Origin of the sequence: Halalkalibacter flavus, from assembly GCF_036663575.1 — a bacterium.
GTDB lineage: Bacteria > Bacillota > Bacilli > Bacillales > Bacillaceae_D > Halalkalibacter > Halalkalibacter flavus.
Genome location: NZ_JAWRVK010000019.1, coordinates 26,669 through 43,010, shown reverse-complemented (window position 1 = coordinate 43,010; position 16,342 = coordinate 26,669). Strand labels below are relative to the sequence as shown.

Genomic DNA, 16,342 nt, shown 5'->3' with positions numbered 1-16,342 from the left:
CTAGCTTTTCGTTAGACTTTCATAATAATTGCACCATTTTCAATTACTTTAATCGTTTTCCCTGTAACAATTCGTTCAAAGAATATACTTTTAAGTGATAACCAACTAATAACGATTTGCGCAATGACAAGGGCGCTAATAGCAACTATAGAAATTAACGGGTTTAATTCCGGGTCTGCAAGTGGTTTGGCAATAAGAGCTCCAATTGCAATAACAATGACTAAATCGAAATCGGTTAATCTACCGACAGCCTGACTCCCCATTATACGAAAGGCTGTAAGCCCAACTAGAAACATTCCTAGTGCTTTAAAGAATGCAATTACGTATTCCAATGTTATTCCCTCCTGGAAAACGAGAAAATAAGGTGACCACATTAATATGAAGGTTTTTGAGACATTTTTTGGTGATTCTAAAAAGTCTGACCATTGTTTACAAGCCGTAAACTATACTCTGTAAGCATAGTGATCAGACCTTTATCATCACCCTTTAGGTATTACTGTTGTTTATATTGAGGTTCTTCTTGTTCGATTTGTTGAAGGCGCGGCTCTATGTCATCAACAATTCCTTGAGCTTGTTGAGCTGCTTGTTGAAAAAGCTGTTTTGCATCCTGGTTTTCGGTTTCAAGCGCAAAGGTTTCTAAACTTGCTTGAGCACTTTTTAAGCCCGCCAACGTTTGTTTCATTTTTACTGCTACTGTCATTTTGATTTCCTCCTAGGTGTTTGAGTGTTGTTGAAGTGCTAACTTCGAATATATAATGATACATTTTGTTGTAAATTATTTGGGAGTTGTTTAGTAATTATTTACATAATAAATTAGATAAGAACCTTAAGCTTGCCATTATTATGTATGTATTGTTTCAATTGTACTGATCAAATCATTAATTAACTATTGAAATCATTCCTAAATATTAGCTCACTATGATCAAGTTCAAAGAATTTGTCATAGCTGATATTTCATCCATTACTTTTTGTGAGATTATTATATAATTTGAACTATCTATTTCTTTAATATCAATTACCTTTCCTATAACTACAGTAATAGGACACCTTAATCCCTTTATTTTATCCATCCCTATTAGTGCAATAGGGATGATGGGATCCTTACATTTTTCTGCAAAAAATCCTACTCCTTTCTTGGGTTCAATTTTTATTTACCGTTTCTGCATCTTGTTCCTTCAGGGAAAATCCTCAAAACCTTTTCATCCTTTAAAACTGAAATTGATTGTCGAACCGTATGTATAGAGATTGACTGTTAGATTCTTTTTCTTTTTGCTCTAAATTGTCTTTGTAGTGATTTCTAAAATTTCACAAAAGAATAAGGTTTAACGAATTAAATGAACCTAATTATATAATCCACAGCAGTAGTACATTAAAAAACCGATCATAAATAACCAACATCATTGAAGATAAGGTGGTATTTTATCTTTTGAATCAGTATTTTCATCTGAGGTCTTTGAAAAATTCACTTCGGAAAAATCAAATTCAAGTTCAACCTTATCAATAGTTCGCGAACGACCGTTGGATTGATTGTTATCTTATTTAGCAAAAGTTGAAAGAGTTGCTTTTACTTTTCTCTTGTAGATTGTTGAAATGCTTGTACATACTTTTCTAATAAGTGCCTATTTTTCTTGCATGGAGTGGCTTCTTTTAACTCTGTTTCAATATTCACTAACTGCTTTTTTATTTTCACATTTGATTGAACCGTGTCTTTATTTATATTTTCTATGGTTTTTAAAGATCAGCTGAATCGTTTAAGAATTCTTATATACGGTTATTGTCAGCACCTTCTGCATCGTAGGCTTTAATTGAATTCGCTTTATAGGCAGATGGTTCTTGTTGCAGGTGTTGTTTTCCCAATATACTTATGGTTATGCCTAACATAATATGGAGTAACACTCAACAGGTTCATCATCTCTAAGCTATGAGAATGATAAGGATAAGGATCTGATCCACCTGAATGATACATGTAACCAGAGAGACTGGAATATTCATCAAAAATAAATTTCCACATTGCCAAATAGACGATACCTTCAATGAGATTTGGGCACTGACAACAGTAACAATCACCTAAAAGGAATCATATTTTGTTGAAGAGAGTACGCGGAATGTCTGATGGTTTTAAATGCCCATAACTGATTTATAACTTCCTTGAACTCTCCTATCAGGTGTCGGATTAACCTGAAAAATAAAAATAAAGGAGAAGAAAAATGCATAATTATCAAAATCAACTGCAAAATTTGGAAATGGATCAGTACCAAGTTGGTGAGTTAATTCCAATGGATGCTAATAGTGAAAATACACGTTTTGGTACGTTTGGGGGCGGAGGCTTCCACCGATGTGGCGGTTTTCGTTGTTTCAGTTGCTTTTTTAATTGTTTTAACTGCTTTAGCTGTTTTAACTGCTTTAACTGTTTTAGATGTCATAACTGTTTTAGATGTCATAACTGTTTCCGCTGTTGGGGAAGGTAAACGTTTTTTTGAAAAATTTAGTTATTTAATGGAAAAAAGTGGTCCCTGCATAACTTATCGCAGGGACACTTTTTTAGTTAATCATAATGGACAAATAAAACTACATAAAATGGTAGTGCCTAATTTGTATTGATTATTAAGGAGGAGCTGAATGAAAAAACTTAACGCTTTCACACGTCTGAAGGTAAAAAAAGATACATTTTATATCCCAGATCAAGAAGGTGGTGTGTATTTTAGAAATAACGAAAGCTCCTTCCGTCTCAAAGGAAGTACTATCTATCAGTGGATTGAAACACTGATGCCGTTGTTCAATGGAGAGCAAACATTGGAAAAATTGACCGAGGGACTAACGGCCCCGTATAAGAAGAGAGTATATGAGATTGGAGAAACATTGTACCAGAATGGCTTTGTACGAGATATAAGTCAGGATCGACCACACCAATTAAATCTTATGATTCTTGAAAAATATTCTTCACAAATTGAATTTATTGAAAATTTTGTTGATTCTGGCGCGTACCACTTTCAAGAATATCGTCAGGCTAAAATTCTGGCTGTAGGATCTGGTCCTATGCTAGTTTCATTGGTAGGTGCACTACTCGAGTCGGGACTTCCTAAATTCCACTTTATGTTAACACAATCAATGCCTATAAATCGGCCCCGGATTCATGAACTGGTGCAGAATGCCCAAAAAGATGATTCCGAGGTAGAGATAAAGGAGGTCCCTTTTGAAAAAGGGGAGTATAGAAGTGTTTGGAAACAAGCGGTACAGCCTTACGATTGGGTTCTGTATGTTTCGCAGGATGGAAATGTAAATGAACTAAGGAATCTTAACTTCGTTTGCAAAGAGGAAAGGAAGGTATTTATACCTGCAATATGTTTAGAACAAGTAGGGCTAGCGGGTCCAGTCGTTCATCAAGAATCAGATGGATGCTGGGAGTCTGCATGGCGTCGCCTTCACCAATCTGCCGTTCAAGATGATCATCAGCCTACCAATTTCTCTTCAACTGCTGGATCAATTTTGGCAAATGTCCTTGTATTTGAATTTTTCAAGAAGGCTGTAGGAATTGCAGGTTCAACTCAAAGTAACCAAATTTACCTACTTGATCTTGAAACATTGGAGGGGAACTGGTTATCATACCTCACACACCCGTTGGTTACGTCTAGTAGTTTAACGCCCAGGCTGATTGAAGACCTTGATGTAAGGATTAAACATGAAGTAAACAGAAATACTTCACCTAGTAAACTATTAGAATATTTTAGTCGATTAACTTCCGAAGAGGTAGGAATTTTTCATTCATGGGAGGAACGAAATTTGCCACAGCTTCCTCTCGCTCAGTGTTATGTTCAAGCAGTTAACCCAATAAGTTACGGCCCAGCAGCACTTCTTTCAGAAGTTGTTTGTGCTGGTTTTACACATGAGGAGGCAAAAAGACATGCCGGGCTGACAGGCATTGAAATGTATGTTTCACAATTGTTCGATCCAAATGTTAAGGGATTTAAACATCAAAATGATCAGATTGACTCGATTATACCAGAAGGTTTTATAGGCATCGGTGCAGGGCAAACAATAGAAGAGGCTATATGTCGAGGACTGCAAAAATATTTAGATGAAAAGTTGAGAGAAAGAAAGGTTGATCAACCCAACTTGCTCTTTGAACTTCAGCTAGAATCAATAGAAGATCAGCAATGCAGATACTATTTAAATGCGTTGACTACCTTAAATGGTCCACCAAGCATCGATTTAAGAGAGGATATTCTGGGCTTCCCTGTTATACGGATAAGGTCGAATGGTCGATGGTACAATAGGGTAGGTTTAAATATAACGTTTGCATTACGACATGCGTTAGAACAAGCACTGTTAAATACTCCAAACCAGGTCAATTCACTGGTAAGGCATGAAATGGTGCCAGCCGACTTTGTTGATAAAAAGAAATCCCAACTCAAAATTCCTTCTTGTGATGGAATGACTCAATTAGAGGTATTACAATCTTCCGTTCAGGTCTTAAAACAATACAGAAAACGTTTAGTTATTTATGACCTATCGTTCGAACCTTTTTTAAAGCATGAAATAGCAGGGGTGTTTGGTGTACAGGTTCGAGAGGAGGAATGCTAATGACAGCCCTAATTCTAATGGATGGAAGAGGTTTATTAGCAGATTTTGTCTGTCATCAATTGTCCGAAACCTATATCATAAAGCGTCAAAGTATATTAGAAGACTTTCCAGATGAAACAGAATTAGCTCTTGTGCTCCACGATTCCTGGCATCCATCTGTTCATCAAAAAGCGGAAGAAAGATTCAGGGAGGCAGGTATTCCATGGCTTCGAGGTTTCATTTCGTTTGGAGAGGGAATCATTGGTCCATTCGTACGCCCGGATACATCGGGATGTTCTTGTTGTGCTGATATGCGACGTATTATAGCGGGACCTGATCGTCAAGAAATGTGGGAGTTTCAAAGGAGATTGCCAGCAGAAGAAGGTATACATCAAGATGCTTGGGCATCACGAATTGGGCTGTCGCAAATGGCAGCTTTGATCAGCAATGCTGTGCGAAGGGTTCTTCAAGGAGAATCCAGCAACTTAGAAGAAAAAGTGTCCATTACGAACATGAAAACGTTATCGAATTCACTGCACATTTTCTTACCTAACCCAACTTGTCCGATGTGCAGTTCATTACCCAATGATACATCAGAATTAGCTCAAATTCGGTTAGAATCCAGTCCTAAAATCAATGATAGCGGTTATCGCAGTCGGTCGATGGATGAATTAAAAACAGTGTTAGTCAAAGATTATCTCGATTATCGTACTGGGCTTATGAATGGAAAAATGCAGGATGTCAGGCTTCCTTTTGCTGATGTTTTAGTAAACATGCCGCTGTTTGGAGGAGACGAGGGAGTAGCAGGGAGATCTAATTCTTATGAAGCGAGTGAGTTGACTGCCCTATTGGAAGGCTTGGAACGATATTGCGGAATCGAACCTCGAGGAAAAAGGACAGTCGTTCATGATAGTTATCATCAATTAAAAGATAGTGCACTAAACCCAACAGGTGTTGGTGTACATGAATCGGCTCAATATAAAAAGCCTGATTTTCCGTTTAAACCTTTTAAGCCTGATGAGCCAATGAGTTGGGTCTGGGGTTACTCGTTACTAGAAGAACGTCCTATTCTAGTTCCAGAGTTACTTGCCTACTATAGTTTGAGCTGTGGGAATGGCTTTGTATATGAAACATCAAACGGATGCGCCATAGGAGGGACATTAGAAGAAGCCATTTTCCATGCGATTATGGAGGTTGTCGAGCGAGATTCGTTCTTGTTAACCTGGTATGCAAGGCTCCCCCTCCCGCGGCTTGATCTTCTCTCAGCTAACGATATAGAATTACAGCTGATGGTCGACCGTATTACTGAGGTTACCGGTTATGACCTTTATTTTTACAATTCAACAATGGAACATGAGATTCCAAGTGTTTGGGCAGTCGCAAAAAACAGAAGATCCAGGGGCGTAAACATTATTTGTGCAGCAGGTGCTAACCCTGATCCTGTTAGTGCTGTAAAAAGCTCGATTTACGAGCTTGCAGGAATGATGTTTAGGGATGATGAAAAGTTGGAGAAAAACCGACAGAAATATAAAAAGATGCTTAAAGATCCGTTTGCAGTACGTACCATGGAGGACCATGGTATGTTATATGGTCTCAAAGAAGCAGAAGAACGACTGAATTTTTTATTGGATGATCACCGTCCTTTACGTACGTTTGCTGAGGAATTTAAGGAGACGCCGGCCAATACTGATTTAAAAGATGATCTTCAGGATATCCTTCAGAAGTTCCGCCGTTTAAACCTAGATGTTATAGTGGTTGATCAAACAACAACTATAACTAAACGGAATGGATTACACTGTGTAAAGGTATTAATTCCAGGTATGTTACCAATGACATTTGGGCATCACCTCACCCGAGTGAAAGGGTTGGAGAGGGTACTAACGGTCCCCATGCAACTAGGATATGAGAAGAAACCGTTATTGTATGAACAACTTAATCCATTTCCCCATCCATTCCCGTAATGGAAGAGTAGGAGGGTAAACGATTTGGAGCTAGAAGCTTTTCTACATCAACTGCATTTTGAAACGGATAAAATCTTCCCCCCAGATTGGGAGGTAGATTGGGAGGATGCGCCACTTCCCTATAAATTGTACCGCGATTTACCAAGGATCCCTCTCTCTGCAGAAGTACCTTTATCACTCAAGAAGAGAGAAGGTGATCAAAATCCGAGTCTTGTAGAGGTTGGTCATTTTTTATGGAATGTATACGGGCTTACTCAATACTCTCAATCTACTTTAATTAATGGAGGCAAGGAAAAAAATGCAAGATTTACTCAGTCTCTACGGAGATTTGTTCCCTCTGGGGGGGCGTTGTACCCTAACGAATTATACGTGTATTTAAAACTGGATAACGCTCCCGAAGGAATTTACCATTATGATGTAGCGCATCATCGTCTTATTTTGTTACGAAAAGGAAATTACGATTTCTACTTAAGTAGAAGTCTTGAAAACGGTCTTCCTATTTCGGATTGTTTTTGCATCGCTTTTGTCTCGACCGTTTTTTGGAAAAATTTTTATAAATACAATAATTTTTCCTACAGACTCCAAGGCTTAGATGCAGGTGTGTTAATTGGGCAATCATTAGAAGTAGCCAAGCGAATGGGGTTTTCTACACGGGTATGTTATCAATTTCTCGATCGGTCTATTAATCATTTGCTTGGGCTACCGGAACAGGAGGAAAGTGTATATGCAGTTATCCCATTAAGTATGAAACCATCAATTACTTGTGTTGACAACGTTCAACAAAGAGAAGAAATGGTTTCAGCAACTGAATTGTGTCGGGAAGTTCCAGTATTGAATCATATTACCTTTAATCGTTCAAAGAGAGTCATTGATTATCCGCTGCTGAGAAAACTTAATGAAGTATCGATGTTTGAAACAAAAAAGTCATTTGTCAAAATAAAGAAAAATAATTGTGAGAAACTCCCATTAGATACGGAGATAGTCTTGCTGCCATTTACAGATTGCTTATCATTCGATCTCGTATCTATTTGCAGGGAGCGGTATTCTCCTGATATCGATTTTATGTTAGGAAAAGGGAGCCAAGCACAATTAGCTACTTTATTAAAAGAGACATTTTCTTTTTCGTATCAAAATGACATTGACGCTACACAGGGACAGATTGAGACTCGTGTTTCTTTATATGGGAGTTTTTATAATGTAGAGGGAATTCATAATGGTGCCTATTCTTATGACAATGGCACTCATGCACTTCGGAGAATGGCCAAGGGGGATTACCGGGAGTTTTTACAATCTGGATTAACTATGCCCAATGTGAATTTATATCAAGTCCCACTCTGTATGCATGTGGTTGGAGACAAGGAGCACCTCAAAGAGATATTTGGGTATAGAGGATACCGTATACAACAGATGGAAGCGGGCATTCTCGTACAACGGCTGCTCTTGGTGTCGTGTGCTTTAGGGATGGGCGGGCATCCATTGTTAGGATTCGATGCAAACCAATGTGATAAGCTTTACAGGATCAATTCGAAAGGAAAAACCAGCTTGATCCAAATTCCCGTCGGACCATACCGTTCACGCGCATGGTTAAGAGGGAGTTTATTTAGCTAGGTAAAGCAAGAGTAACGCACTATTTATCATGCAAGAATGGATATTTATAGTATAGGATTTCATAGGTACTGAACGTGATCAAGGTCATTGAAAATAGGAGCCTCCTTTATGCTGCTTTTGAATCAACTATGTATAAAGGAGGTGAGATTTAACAGAGTCATTTATACGTAGTTGACTCTTATTATGCAGTATAGGAGATTAACAAAGTCATTTATGAATAACAACCCTAGTACCAATTGGAACTTTATAAGATAAATCTAGGACATCATGATTAAACATCCTAATACATCCATGTGAGACATTCTTACCGATTGAAGCTGGATTGTTTGTTCCGTGTATACCATAGTGGGGTCTTGATAATCCCATCCAAAGCACTCCAAATGGTCCGCCTGGATTACGTTGTTTATTAATAATCGTATATGTGCCAGATGGTGTTGGTGACAATATTTTTCCAACTGCAATTGGGTAAGTTTTGAAAAGTCTGTTTCCATCAAAAAGTTTTAATTGATGTTTTGATGTAGATACATCAATCCATTTTGCCATGAAAAACCAACTCCACATTTTTCGAATATTATATGAAGTAATACAGGCATTTGTTAATTGGAATTTTACAGTTAATGACAAATAAAAGAGAAACTACTGAATAACAGTTCGAAGATAGAGAGGTTTAATTTGGCTTATTCTAACGGAGAGATTAAGTGAAAAACAGGAAACAGTAATAGCCGTTTCCTGTTTTTATTAATATTAATATTTTCCTAAAACAAATAAATAAACGTGGGAAACTACATGCCCTTAAGGAAATTTTCAATAAGCTCCAGCATTCTGCTGGCGCTTATTGAGATTATTTATTAAACTTCTCAGGAAACTGCTTCACAATCCCCGCAGAGATAGCATCTGACATTAGGATTATATGGGTAACCCCTTCATCTATTGCAACAATTCTTGCATCCCAATCTTTTACTAAGCTTGCTGATAAATCATTTGCCACCAACTCCAAATGCATAAACAGCAATTTTTTTAGATCTTCATTTTCCAAGTAAGGGTTCGCGCTACTAAGGAAAGCGGCTATTTCCTCAGCATTTTTATACCATTCTTTGTTTAGCTGATTCACCAAGGTTTCATTTCCGCTTTTAGCCGCATCTACAATCTTTCCCGCAATAACGATATGCTCTTTAAGCAAATCTGTAAGTTTGTTCCCAGCTTCCTCTCCGTATATGGGCTTCACAGCATTACCAATATCTTCTTGATTTTTCAGCAACCTTGACAACACCTGTTTTTGATCTTCTGCTCCTGCTGTTGTTGCGCTTGTAATATAATTACTTGTCCACAATACATGATCAATCCAAAGTCTCCTAAATTCATTTTCGAACTTTACCTCTGTTTGGCTAATGCATTGTTCCTGGTTTTTTGCGTAGGTACTTATTGACCCAGCAAACATGATTAGCGGAATTAACAAAATCATTCCCATTAACAATTTTTTCATAGAACCTGCTGGATTTATGTATGATTTTGATGAGGGTGGTTCTGAACATTCGCATAATCTATATATAACAACTTGGGATGGTCAACCTGTTCATACCCATGAATTCAAAGGAGTAACATCATTTGATGTAGGACATGATCATCGTTATGCGGGAATTACAGAACCAGCTTCTAGTGGAATCCAACATACACATCGTTATTTTACATTTACTACTGTTGACGATAGGCATAAACATGTTATTCGTGGGGGAACAGGCCCAGCAATATTTCTCCCAGGCGGAGGGCATTATCATGAATTTAGTGGAGTAACTTCTGTTGATGGTGCAATTCCACATAGACATAAGTATAGTGGTCGAACTAGTTTATAGACTAATATTTTACTAAAAATTAAAAGGTCTGCATTTGGTGTAGACTTTTTATTACATACGGTACTTTATCAGTACTGATAAGTAAGAATTGTAAAGGATTCCTCGCTATCTTGCATGTATGTATAGAAGACATCATTAATATTTTCAATCCCCTTTTGTTCTAACATGTTTTTTAGCCATTGTTCATCTTTGTTAATAAGGGCCATATTTCGTTTTTGAATTTTGCCTTCAATAATAAATGCAAATGGTAAACCAGAATTTTCAATTTCAATATTGCAATGTTCAAGAGTTAAAGGCTGTAATTCTTTCCTCGGAATGATACTTATTATTCCATTTGGTTCTAATATGGCATATTCAATATCTTGATATCTGGATACCCAAATACTCGAACGGTTGATAAAAGTTCTGCTAAAGAATAGCGAATTTGTTTTAAATTCTTTTGAACAATTTTGCCATGCTTTATTAGAATGGTGGGTTCACCAATAATTAAATGAGTTAGAAATTCACACATGCTCTATCTAGTAATAATGATGCCAATAAGAATTATACAAATTACAGCATGAAAAAAACTGTTAATGGTTACTGCACCTAATGCTGCATTAGATAAAAAATGATTGTTATAAGATCATAGGCTGTCCACTGAGAAAACAGAGTTTTACCAAGTATACGCATAACAATAAAAACCAAAAGAAATAACCTAACTAATTTTATAGTTTCAACGATTATTTAATTTTTTTTATTATTCCTTGATAACTAATAACAAAAAAGGATATTATTTTCAATAGTGGATACTTTTAGGGGATTTGTTTCAAAATAAGTCTTAATTGCATATTTTGAAAAATTTATTTAGGGCCAGGTTTCATGTTACAAACAATTGAAATCATATTGCAATGTTTATTAGCATTTGTAATGCTTATATCTATTGCCCATTTACTTGGAAAGCAAACCATTTCTCAAATAACATACCATGATTTTATTGCTACCATTATGTTAGGAGCAATTGCTGGAAATTTAACATTTAATGTAACAATTAGTATGAAATATATTATTGTTGCTTTAATATCTTTTGTAAGTAAAGAACACGGCAATACGGTGTGGATATTGATGTCTTTTAACATGGGCAGCTTGATTAACAGTACTAATATTATAATAAAGACAGATATATATTTATAGTTACTTTAATAAGAAATCCATTTTAAAGGCACTTTTACTTTAGATTATAACAATTTTAATTCTCCGCTTCTTTTCCACTCTTCAATTATTTCCATTGCTTGTTGAGGGGGGATATTCCTGACCAACAATTATACCTGCTAAAATATACTCTCTAAATAGACTCTCTAAATAGACTAGCTATATTATTTCTCTCATCCACTTTATATAAAGCTTAGATACAAACTGACGTTCAGCAAAAAGAAAAAGTTTGTTAAATAATTATCACTTATCGGTTCTAAATTGTTTCTTGAATGAGTGGATGGTATGTCTTGATTCCAAACCTATTAAAAGTTCGATAATTGGAATGAGGGGCACCAAATTTTTGATAAACACTGGGTATATACCGGTACATGCTTTTCCTCCTTTTTATAAATAAAACTCAACCATAAATTATGCAATAAACTTTTTGGTGAAAGGGCGTTTTCCCATTTATCTGGGTGATTTTCTTATTAGATGTCAATTAGGCATATACCGTTTCTAGTATAGGTAAACATACATAGATTACGAAAGGCTTTTATTATCTGTACGGTAGGTAGAAACAATGATTTACCACATCGAAGACCAACGATACAATAAATTCGCTATTTCGAAAGCTTGATCTTCATCTTTCAACACATGCTCTTCTATTTTTATTGTGAAGCTCTTCACTTATACTAACGGAATCATAAACATAATCGTTTTTAGATAATAAATCATTTTTATGTAGTGAAAATCTATGGAAAAAGACAAGGCTCTTTACTTTTAAGATGTAATTTCCAAGGTTTGGGCGCATAGGCAAGCTACCAAAACTACCTTCAGGTAATAAGTTACTTGTATAAGCCGAAGGGAGTGAGAAAATGGGTAGGCGAATTAAACATACTGAACGTGACGTGAATTCTTTAGCAAGGCTCATGCTAGCGGAGGCGATTGGTGAAGGTGCCGAAGGGATGGATCTGGTAGGAACAGTTGTGGCCAATCGGGTCGAGGCAGACTGTGAGCCGGACTTCAAAAATTTACGTAATATCCGTCATGCTATCTATCAAGAGATACCAGGAACTGGAATTCCTCACTTCGAGCCTGTTTTAAATGGATCCTTGTATACACAGCGTCCTACGGAAGAAGACCTTCAGAGGGCCAGGAATTTGTTGAATGGTCATCGGAATCCTCGAGCCAGAATGAATTTGTGGTTTTTTAATCCAAGTCCGGGGCAAGCATACCGAGATCCTTGTACCCCCACGATGCCAAGAACCCCTATGACACAGTTCGATTTTGCGCACAAAAATCATTGCTTCTATGTCGCTGTACCGGGCTACTGCCCAGAGTTTTATAGATGAAATAATAAGGAGATGATCTTCTCATGACTTGTGGAAACTCTAGATATTATCCAATGAACAATTACCCAGGTTTTTATCCAGATACTATGATGCAGAACCATGCCGCACAACAACCAAGCGGCTTCCCGGCGGGTATGCCTTCTGGACCCGCATATTCTGTGCCTGTGGTTCCGATGGGGACTGGGCAGCAGCTACCGACAGGAGTGGTGGAAGAATCGTTTATCGAGAATATCCTGCGCTTCAACAAAGGTAAGGTTGGTACATTCTACTTTACTTACCAAGGGAACAACAGATGGAACGCAATGGTTTACCAAGGGCGCGTTGAAACGGCTGGCCGTGACCATATCATCATTAGTGACCCGGCCAGCGGTAAACGCTACCTACTTCTGATGGCAAATCTTGACTGGGTAGAATTTGGAGAACAAATTAACTATCCTCACACGGAAATAAGTCCGGAAGTTCAGGCATCCTTGGACATATCAGAGTAATGTTGTAGAACTAAAAAACTGCTGCCAAAATGAGCGGGTTTTTTAGTTCTACCCATATATATAGAAACAAAAATCAGCCATTAATTTTAACCGAACGTTTTCTCCTCATAATTGGATTTGTAGCTCTCACTTCTAAAAAAAATGGAAAGCAAATTCGCATTTATAAAAAGAAATCTGGAAAGTAACAAAAGTTCAACTAAATCGATAGTTTGGTGGATAGTAAGTTCTTGGCAAAGGTTTTACAGGGAATAGTTTGTTTTTGTAAATAAATGTAAAGTGAGAGCTGGATAAGTCTTCTGAAAACTTTTTTAAAGCTAAATATGGTTATTGTGTTAGTGACTATTCCGGGTACGAAAAAATTTAGCTTTTGTGGAAAAACTACATGATCGGTTAGATGAAAGATATCCAAACCTTTCAAGAGGGGTTCTGTTACAAGGAAATCAGACATTTAATCAAAATACATACAATCAAGATCTTTTTGAACAATCTGTGCTTCTAGAAATAGGTGGAATTGATAATTCTATGGAAGATGTAAAACGGGCGGCGGATTATTTATCGGAAATTATTGTAGAAATTCTACAGGAAGAATTATAAAATAAGCGAGCATTTATGAAGATGTAAGTGCTCGCATAATAGAAGGTCGTTCCTTTTCCTGGTAATCACTCAATATAGTTGCGCGGAATTAATCGGTATGCTATACTACAAATACAACATCTGAAATAACGTTCAGGTAATCGCTGCATCATTTGATGTAGAGGAAAGTCCATGCTCGCACGATCTGAAATGATCGTAGTGTTCGTGCCTAGTGAATAAATAAGCTAGGGCAATTTGGTAAACACTGGATTGACGGCGGGGAAAAACACCTACAGCAGTATTGCCATGGTCGAGTACCCCTGAAAGTGCCACAGTGACGAAGCTCTTTTGGAAACGAAAGAGGTGGAACGCGGTAAACCCCACGAGCGAGAAACCCAAATTTGGTAGGGGAACTATCTCGAAGGAATTGTAACGGAGAGATAGACAGATAGCAATTGTTATCTGTAGATAGATGATTACCGCCGGAGTACGAGGGTAAAACCGTTTGCAGTACAAAGGTACAAAACATGGCTTATCGAACGTTAGAACACAGAGTGTTGTACATACGTTATGCTGCGTTGTACGCTACTATATTTCTTTGATTAGGGAGTTCATGCTAAATAAATGTATGAATGATGAACAATCTGTAGAAATATGCTAAGCGGCACATGCGGCATTACATAATTACTCTTTTAACATTTCATCAAATAATGGTGAGGTGTTTTTTGTTGTTCAATCAAACCTTTTTTTTTTTGAAATGGATTGACATCTTAATTCTGGTGTGATAAATAAAAATAGAGGTTAGCACTCGGACTGTTAGAGTGCTAATATCTTGAATCACTCTATTGATTTATATTTAGGTACATGAAAGGAGAAAGAAGAATTATGGCAAAAAAGCAGTTTAAAGCAGAATCAAAGCGATTATTAGAAATGATGATTAACTCTATTTATACGCAAAAAGAAATATTTCTAAGAGAACTGATTTCTAATGCGAGCGATGCGATTGATAAAATGTATTACAAGGCTTTAACAGATGAGACAATTACCTTTAATCAAGACGATTATTACATAAAAGTGGTCGCAGACAAGGAGAATAGAACACTTACTATTTCTGACACTGGGATTGGTATGACGAAGGATGATTTGGAAACAAATTTAGGAACAATTGCAAAAAGTGGGTCTCTTGCATTTAAAAAAGAAAATGAAATTAAAGATGGTCATGATATCATTGGTCAATTTGGAGTTGGGTTTTATTCAGCCTTTATGGTAGCTGATACTGTAACAGTCACAAGTAAAGCAGTTGGCAGTGATAAGGCTTATAAGTGGGAATCTGATGGAGCTGATGGATACACGCTTGAAGAAACTACGAAAGATTCAGTCGGAACAGAAATTACGATTCAAATAAAAGAGAATACAGAAGATGAAAGTTATGATGAATTTCTAGAAGACTATCGTTTGAAAGCCATTATAAAAAAATACTCTGATTTCATTCGTTATCCAATTAAAATGGATGTGACTCAAAAGAATCGTAAAGAAGGCACAGAAGATGAGTGGGAAGAGTATACAGAAGAGCAAACGATTAACAGCATGGTGCCAATCTGGAGAAAAAATAAAAACGAACTCACAACAGAAGATTACGAGAATTTTTACCAAGAAAAACATTACGGTTTTGATAAACCGTTAAAGCACATTCATATTAGTGTAGATGGTGCGGTAAGATACAACGCTATTTTATATATTCCGGAAAACATTCCATTTGACTACTATTCTAAAGAATTTGAAAAAGGATTAGAGCTCTATTCAAATGGCGTGTTAATTATGGACAAGTGCGCAGACCTTCTCCCTGATCATTTTAGCTTTGTAAAAGGAATGGTTGATTCTGAAGATTTATCTCTCAACATTTCTCGTGAGATCCTGCAGCATGACCGTCAGTTAAAACTAATTGCGAAAAACATTAAAAGTAAAATTAAAAATCAACTGCAAAGCCTGTTAAAAGAGGAACGAGAAAAGTATGAGCAATTTTACAAATCTTTTGGAAGACAGTTGAAATACGGTGTATATACGGACTTCAGCAGCAAAGATGCTTTGCAGGATCTGTTAATGTTCTACTCATCCAAAGAAAAGAAGATGGTCACATTAGAGGAATATGTATCTAGAATGCCTGAGGATCAAAAGTATATTTACTATGCTGCTGGTGAAACCCACGAACGAATTGAAAAATTACCACAGTTAGAGATCGTTACAGATAAAGGTTATGAAGTATTATACTTTACAGAGGATATCGATGAATTTGCTATTCGAATGTTATCAAGCTACAAAGAGAAAGAATTTAAATCAGTATCAAGTGGCGACTTAGGAATCGAAGAAGATGAAAATCAAGAAACAACGAAATCAGAAGAAAATGAGCATAAAGAACTATTTGATTCCATGAAAGAAATTTTATCTGGGAAAGTAACCGATGTCAGAGTGTCCAAACGATTGAAAACCCACCCTGTTTGTTTAGCAACAGAGGGAGAAGTATCGATCGAAATGGAAAAAGTTCTTCAAGCTATGCCTGACAACCAAAACATTAAAGCGAGCAAAGTGTTAGAAATTAATATGAATCATGAAGTCTTCCAATCACTAAAGAGAGCATTTGAAACAGACAAAGAAAAGCTAAACCTTTATACAAACCTTTTGTATAACCAAGCCCTGCTTATTGAGGGTTTACCAATTAATGATCCTGTTGATTTCACAAATGATGTGTGTAAGATTATGATCTAATTTCTTTTTAAAAA

13 protein-coding genes, 1 other RNA gene and 2 pseudogenes are annotated in these 16,342 nt (G+C 36.7%); 11 read left to right on the top strand and 5 right to left on the bottom strand.

The genetic code is table 11. The annotated features are described in order from the left end of the window. Positions 1-11 precede the first annotated feature (11 nt). Together SAY88_RS13760 and SAY88_RS13755 are read right to left on the bottom strand one after the other, a co-directional pair. On the bottom strand, positions 12-332 hold the full coding sequence (locus tag SAY88_RS13760) for a DUF421 domain-containing protein (protein ID WP_332632388.1): 321 nt from the start codon (positions 330-332) through the stop codon (positions 12-14). Positions 333-493: 161 nt separating this feature from the next. After that, entirely contained in the window at positions 494-700 is a 207-nt protein-coding gene (locus SAY88_RS13755) for a DUF1657 domain-containing protein (protein WP_332632387.1), read from the bottom strand. A gap of 1,507 nt (positions 701-2,207) precedes the next feature. Between SAY88_RS13755 and SAY88_RS26015 the strand changes: the two genes are divergently transcribed. From SAY88_RS26015 to SAY88_RS13735, 4 genes are all read left to right on the top strand, one after another. Continuing rightward, entirely contained in the window at positions 2,208-2,468 is a 261-nt protein-coding gene (locus SAY88_RS26015; RefSeq protein ID WP_431308874.1) for a heterocycloanthracin/sonorensin family bacteriocin, read from the top strand. A 151-nt stretch (positions 2,469-2,619) separates the two neighbouring features. Next, complete coding sequence (locus SAY88_RS13745) at positions 2,620-4,581, top strand: putative thiazole-containing bacteriocin maturation protein (RefSeq protein ID WP_332632385.1); 1,962 nt, start codon at positions 2,620-2,622, stop codon at positions 4,579-4,581. Continuing rightward, the gene (locus SAY88_RS13740; RefSeq protein WP_332632384.1) at positions 4,581-6,521 is read left to right on the top strand and encodes a TOMM precursor leader peptide-binding protein; all 1,941 of its coding nucleotides are present in this window, start codon (positions 4,581-4,583) and stop codon (positions 6,519-6,521) included. The genes SAY88_RS13745 and SAY88_RS13740 overlap by 1 nt, the downstream gene beginning before the upstream one ends. 24 nt (positions 6,522-6,545) lie before the next feature. Next, on the top strand, positions 6,546-8,129 hold the full coding sequence (locus tag SAY88_RS13735) for a SagB family peptide dehydrogenase (protein WP_332632383.1): 1,584 nt from the start codon (positions 6,546-6,548) through the stop codon (positions 8,127-8,129). Between the two features lie 207 nt (positions 8,130-8,336). Here SAY88_RS13735 and SAY88_RS13730 read toward each other — a convergent pair whose 3' ends face one another. Beyond that, entirely contained in the window at positions 8,337-8,672 is a 336-nt protein-coding gene (locus SAY88_RS13730) for a L,D-transpeptidase (protein ID WP_332632382.1), read from the bottom strand. A gap of 298 nt (positions 8,673-8,970) precedes the next feature. Beyond that, the gene (locus SAY88_RS13725; protein ID WP_332632381.1) at positions 8,971-9,612 is read right to left on the bottom strand and encodes a glycosyltransferase; all 642 of its coding nucleotides are present in this window, start codon (positions 9,610-9,612) and stop codon (positions 8,971-8,973) included. A 16-nt stretch (positions 9,613-9,628) separates the two neighbouring features. Between SAY88_RS13725 and SAY88_RS13720 the strand changes: the two genes are divergently transcribed. After that, the gene (locus SAY88_RS13720) at positions 9,629-9,979 is read left to right on the top strand and encodes a YmaF family protein (protein WP_332632380.1); all 351 of its coding nucleotides are present in this window, start codon (positions 9,629-9,631) and stop codon (positions 9,977-9,979) included. A gap of 68 nt (positions 9,980-10,047) precedes the next feature. Here SAY88_RS13720 and SAY88_RS13715 read toward each other — a convergent pair. Further along, a pseudogene (locus tag SAY88_RS13715) lies at positions 10,048-10,490 on the bottom strand (DUF421 domain-containing protein). A gap of 350 nt (positions 10,491-10,840) precedes the next feature. Here SAY88_RS13715 and SAY88_RS13710 point away from each other — a divergent pair. From SAY88_RS13710 to htpG, 6 genes and pseudogenes are all read left to right on the top strand, one after another. Then, positions 10,841-11,152: a DUF421 domain-containing protein gene (locus SAY88_RS13710; protein WP_332632379.1), complete on the top strand. Its 312-nt coding sequence runs from the start codon at positions 10,841-10,843 to the stop codon at positions 11,150-11,152. A gap of 875 nt (positions 11,153-12,027) precedes the next feature. Further along, on the top strand, positions 12,028-12,504 hold the full coding sequence (locus SAY88_RS13705; RefSeq protein ID WP_332632378.1) for a cell wall hydrolase: 477 nt from the start codon (positions 12,028-12,030) through the stop codon (positions 12,502-12,504). Between the two features lie 23 nt (positions 12,505-12,527). Further along, positions 12,528-12,992 carry a spore coat protein GerQ gene (gerQ, locus tag SAY88_RS13700; RefSeq protein WP_332632377.1) on the top strand — a complete coding sequence of 155 codons (465 nt, stop codon included), beginning with the start codon at positions 12,528-12,530 and terminating at the stop codon, positions 12,990-12,992. A gap of 360 nt (positions 12,993-13,352) precedes the next feature. Then, a pseudogene (locus tag SAY88_RS13695) lies at positions 13,353-13,586 on the top strand (stage II sporulation protein P); the annotation flags it as partial. Positions 13,587-13,714: 128 nt separating this feature from the next. Next, positions 13,715-14,105, top strand: an RNA gene (rnpB, locus tag SAY88_RS13690) — RNase P RNA component class B. Positions 14,106-14,450: 345 nt separating this feature from the next. Next, the gene (gene htpG, locus SAY88_RS13685; protein ID WP_332632376.1) at positions 14,451-16,328 is read left to right on the top strand and encodes a molecular chaperone HtpG; all 1,878 of its coding nucleotides are present in this window, start codon (positions 14,451-14,453) and stop codon (positions 16,326-16,328) included. Positions 16,329-16,342 lie beyond the last annotated feature (14 nt).